The 4,448-nt window shown below is 68.8% G+C and carries 6 protein-coding genes; 5 read left to right on the forward strand and 1 reads right to left on the reverse strand.

The features are described from left to right. Window positions 1–338, reverse strand: a 338-nt coding sequence (locus J1M37_RS11275; RefSeq protein ID WP_206452676.1) for a heavy metal-responsive transcriptional regulator, incomplete at its 3' end; no start/stop codon positions are given. Between the two features lie 105 nt (window positions 339–443). On the opposite strand from J1M37_RS11275, the gene merA reads away from it, so the two are divergent. The 5 genes from merA to J1M37_RS11300 all read left to right on the forward strand — a co-directional run bounded on the left by merA (window position 444) and on the right by J1M37_RS11300 (window position 4,346). Continuing rightward, a complete protein-coding gene (merA, locus tag J1M37_RS11280) occupies window positions 444–1,868 on the forward strand; it encodes a mercury(II) reductase (protein WP_145950733.1) in 1,425 nt (474 codons plus the stop codon). Window positions 1,869–1,913: 45 nt separating this feature from the next. Continuing rightward, complete coding sequence (gene merB / locus J1M37_RS11285) at window positions 1,914–2,576, forward strand: organomercurial lyase MerB (RefSeq protein ID WP_145950734.1); 663 nt, start codon at window positions 1,914–1,916, stop codon at window positions 2,574–2,576. 124 nt (window positions 2,577–2,700) lie between these two features. Beyond that, entirely contained in the window at window positions 2,701–2,904 is a 204-nt protein-coding gene (locus J1M37_RS11290) for a hypothetical protein (RefSeq protein WP_365126645.1), read from the forward strand. Beyond that, window positions 2,901–3,425 (forward strand): TlpA family protein disulfide reductase, encoded by a 525-nt coding sequence (locus J1M37_RS11295; protein WP_005882713.1) that lies wholly within the window; start codon window positions 2,901–2,903, stop codon window positions 3,423–3,425. The genes J1M37_RS11290 and J1M37_RS11295 overlap by 4 nt, the downstream gene beginning before the upstream one ends. A 3-nt stretch (window positions 3,426–3,428) precedes the next feature. Then, window positions 3,429–4,346, forward strand: a complete 918-nt coding sequence (locus J1M37_RS11300) for a cytochrome c biogenesis CcdA family protein (RefSeq protein WP_206452677.1) — start codon at window positions 3,429–3,431, stop codon at window positions 4,344–4,346. Window positions 4,347–4,448: the final 102 nt, after the last annotated feature.

Raw genomic sequence — 4,448 nt, forward strand, 5'->3', positions numbered from 1 at the left:
GCGGCTGCGTCGCGGAGGGCGGCAACGTTGTCGCGGAGGGAGACGAGATCCGAGATCTGGCGCTCAATGTCCTTCAGACGAACGTCTAGGAGGTCCCGGACGTGGCCGCAGGGAATCTCGCCTCCATCGCGGATGTCGAGGATCTGTTTGATCTGCGCGAGGGTAAGTCCGGCAGCCTGGCCGCGGTGGATGAAGTCGATCCGAGTCGCTGCTTCCGGATCGTAGTCGCGGTATCCCGACGCGGTGCGCTCGGCCGCGGGAAGCAGGCCCTGCTCCTCGTAGAACCGCAGGGTCTTGGCGGTGGTGCCGGCCGCCTCGGCGAGTTCGCCGATCCTCATCTGGGTCTCCGATGTGTCACAGGTCGCACTTGACCTTCCCCCGTACTGGAAGGTCCATTGTGGCTGCATCAAGAGCAATTCTCAAGACTCAGGGGAGGAATCGGGATGCAGTCCAGGTACGACCTTGCGATCATCGGATCGGGTGGCGCCGCGTTCGCCGCCGCCATCCGCGCGACCACGCTCGGCAAGTCGGTGGTGATGATCGAGCGCGGCACTTTCGGCGGCACGTGCGTGAACACCGGCTGCGTGCCGTCGAAGGCGCTCATCGCCGCCGCTGAGGCCCGCCAGACCGCTGCCGAGGCGGGCAACCGTTTCCCGGGGATCGCCACCACAGCGGACGACGTGGACATGCCCGCGCTGATCAGCAGCAAGCAGGACCTCGTCGAGGAACTTCGGGGTGAGAAGTACGTCGACGTCGCCGACGCCTACGGCTGGCAGATCCGCCACGGCGACGCTGCGTTCGCCGGCACGCCAGAAGCGCCCGTTCTTGAGGTCACCGCGACTGACGGTGCGGTCGAGACGATCGACGCTGATCACTACCTGGTCGCCACCGGCGCCAGCGCATGGGCCCCACCGATCGACGGTCTTGAGGAGGCCGGCTACCTGACCTCGACCACGGCGATGGAGTTGACCAAGGTTCCCGACTCGCTGCTGGTGCTCGGCGGCGGCTACGTCGCCTTGGAGCAGGCCCAACTGTTCGCCCGGCTCGGGTCGAACGTCACCCTGCTGGTTCGTTCCCGGCTGGCGTCGAAGGAGGAGCCGGAGGTATCCAAGGCGCTGCAGGAGGTCTTCGCCGACGAGGGCATCCGCGTGGTCCGCCGTGCGGTCCCGACCCACGTTGCCCGTGACGACGTCAGGGGCCAGGTTGTTGTCACCGCTGACATCTCCGGCGGCGAGCAGGAATTCCACGCCGAACAGGTCCTCGTCGCCCTCGGCCGCCGACCGGTCACCGATGGGCTGAACCTCGATGCGGTGGAGGTGAAGACCGGCGACACGGGCGAGATCGTGGTCACCGACCAACTGCAGTCCTCCAACCCCCGGATCTGGGCAGCCGGCGACGTGACCGGGCACCCCGAGTTCGTCTACGTCGCCGCCCACCACGGCAACATGGTCGCCGAGAACACGTTCGCTGGCGCTGAGCGGTCGGTGGACCACAGCCGGCTGCCGCGGGTGACCTTCACCAGTCCGGCGATCGGCGCGGTCGGGATGACCGAGGCCCAGGTGCTCGCTGCCGGGATCCGCTGCGACTGCCGCGTCCTGCCGCTGGACTACGTGCCCCGGGCGCTGGTCAACCGCGACACCCGCGGCTTCATCAAGATCGTCGCCAACGCTGAGACCGGCGAGATCCTCGGCCTCACCGCCGTCGCCAAAGACGCCGGCGAGCTCGCCGCCGCCGGTGTCCACATCCTCGGCAAGACCGTCACCGAGGTCGCCGACGCATGGGCGCCCTACCTGACCATGACCGAAGGCATCCGGATCGCCGCCAAGGCCTTCACCACCGACATCTCCAAGCTGTCCTGCTGCGCGTGACCCGCAGCCGACAGCCTCCACCCGACTCATGAAGAAGGTACCGCCATGTCGGAGCTCACGACGCAACTGCCCGAACGACTCAACAACACCGAAGAGACCGGCCTTGACGCCGTCCTATCGATCCCGCTGCTGCGGCTGATCGTCGAGGGCGGCCCGGTCACCGTCGAGCAGTTCGCCGCGGCCGCCGGCCGTCCGGTCGACGACGTACGCACGGGTCTGGCCGCGGTGCCGGACACCGAGTACGACGACCAGGGCCGCATCATCGGCCAGGGCCTCACCCTGCGCCCCACCCCTCACCGGTTCACCGTGGCCGGTGAGGAGCTCTACACCTGGTGCGCCCTGGACACCCTGATCTTTCCGACCCTGCTCGAGCGCGCGGCGAGCGTGGAGTCGGTCTCCCCGACCAGCGGCGAGCCGATCCGGGTCACCATCGACCCCGTCGCCGGCGTCACCAGCGTCGAACCCGCCACCGCGGTGGTGTCGCTGGTCAACCCCGACCAGATCACCTCGATCCGGTCCTCCTTCTGCAACCAGGTCCACTACTTCACCTCCGATGAGGACGCCGCGGGCTGGCTGGCCGAGCACCCCCGCGCCGAGGTCGTGCCCGTGGCCGTTGCCTATCGGATCGGCACCGACCTCACGACCGGCTTCCTCAACCAGTTCCAGGCCAACGCGGCAGTGGCCGACGACGGCCACTGCCGCTGCTGACCAAGAACACCGAAGGGAACTCCACTCCGATGAAGTCCACCACGACGACCAACCGGGAGGCAGCGGCCTGCTCCTCGGAGCCGGGGCCGCGCTGCTCATGGTCGCCTGCTGCGCCCTACTTCCCTTGCTCCTCGCCGGTGGTCTGCTGGCCAGTGTCGGCGGGTTCCTCGGCAACCCCTGGGTGATCGGCACCGGCATCGCCGTCCTGGTGCTCGCGGTCCTCGCGACCACGCGGCGCCGCAGCGGCGGCAACAACGCCAGGCATGGCTGTTGCCCGCCTGTGAACTCCACCCACCCCAGCGACACGAAGGACGACCAGAACCGATGACGCTTACCCGCACCCGCCGCGCGACCCTCTCGGTCGCCGGCCTCCTGCTTGCAGGCTCCCTGGCTCTGACCGCCTGCGGAAACACCGACGCCACACCAGCCGCAGATGCGGGCACGCCAGCGGCGGTTACTAGCATCGACGGCCAGATGGTCAGCCTGCCCGCCAGCGGGAAGCCGACCGCGGTGTTCTTCTTCTCCGTCGGCTGCGGCGAATGCGTTGAAGGCGTCCGCTCCCTCGGCGAGGCCGCCACCGCTGCCGAGAAGTCGGGTGCTGGGGCGAGCTTCCTCGCCGTCGACATGGACCCCGGCGAGTCCAAGGAGACCATCGAGGGATTCATGGAGTACGTCGACGCCGAACACGTCCCGGCCGCCATAGACGAGGGTGCCGCCTTGTCCCAGCGATTCGACGTTGCCGCCCTGTCCACCCTCATCGTCATCGACGGCGACGGCAAGGTGACCTTCCGTGCCACCGAGCCCGACGCGAAGACGATCACCGCCGAACTCGTCAAGGCCGGAGCCTGATCCATGGGCGGATTGCTCAGCCTCGCCTTCGCCGCCGGCATGGTGGCGCCGGTCAACCCATGCGGGTTCGCGCTGCTGCCGGCCTGGATCAGCCAGACCCTCGGCGACGCTGACGCCTCGCCCGTCCCGGTGCGGCTGCTGAGGGCCCTGCGGTCCGGAATCGCACTGGCGATCGGGTTCGCCGGCACCCTCGCAGCTGCGGGCCTGCTGGTGAGCGCCGGGGCTCGGGGCCTGATCCAGGCAGCGCCCAAACTCGGTCTCGCCGTAGGCGTCCTACTGGTGCTCCTCGGCCTGTGGATGCTGGCCGGCCGTTCGATCTCCGTGCGGTTGCCCCGGATCACCGGCCGAGCAACCGAAGGCCTCCCGCCAACCGCCCGGATGCTGGTCTTCGGGATCGGCTACGCCCTCGCCTCCCTGTCGTGCACCTTCGGAGTGATCCTTGCTGTCATCGCCCAGGCACAGGCCACCGCCAGCTACGCGGGGCTGCTGCTGGTCTTCGGTGTCTACGCCGCCGGCTCAGCCAGCATCCTGCTGCTGCTCGCACTCGCGACCACCGCCGCGGGTACCGGCCTAACCCGCCACGTCGCACGCCTCGGGAGTTATGGCCCCCGGATCACCGGCGCCGTCTTGCTGCTCACCGGCGTCTACCTCGCGTGGTACTGGTGGCCCGCCGCCACCGCCGACAACAACCTCGTCGCGACCGGCCGTGCCGGCGGTGTCGCCAGGCTCTCAACGACCCTGTCCGGCTGGGTTCAGGCTCACACGGCGCCGATCGCGGCGCTCGCGGTCATCTCCCTCCTCGTAGTACTCGCCCTTGGCGCCGCCCATAGGCGGCGTCGAGCCAGTTCCGAATCGCCGGAGGCCTGCTGCGACACCACGAACGTCGGCCTCGGCGTAGTTGAGTCCCGCATAGTGGTGTAGCGCCCGGTGGTCGGGCGTGTCGTCTCAGACGTGGTCGCGGCCACCGTGTGATCCGTCGAGTCAACCTTCCACAGAATCCTCGAATGGAGTCATCACGATGAC

The organism is Micrococcus sp. KRD012, from assembly GCF_017168555.1.
In the GTDB taxonomy this organism is placed as follows: domain Bacteria; phylum Actinomycetota; class Actinomycetes; order Actinomycetales; family Micrococcaceae; genus Micrococcus; species Micrococcus luteus.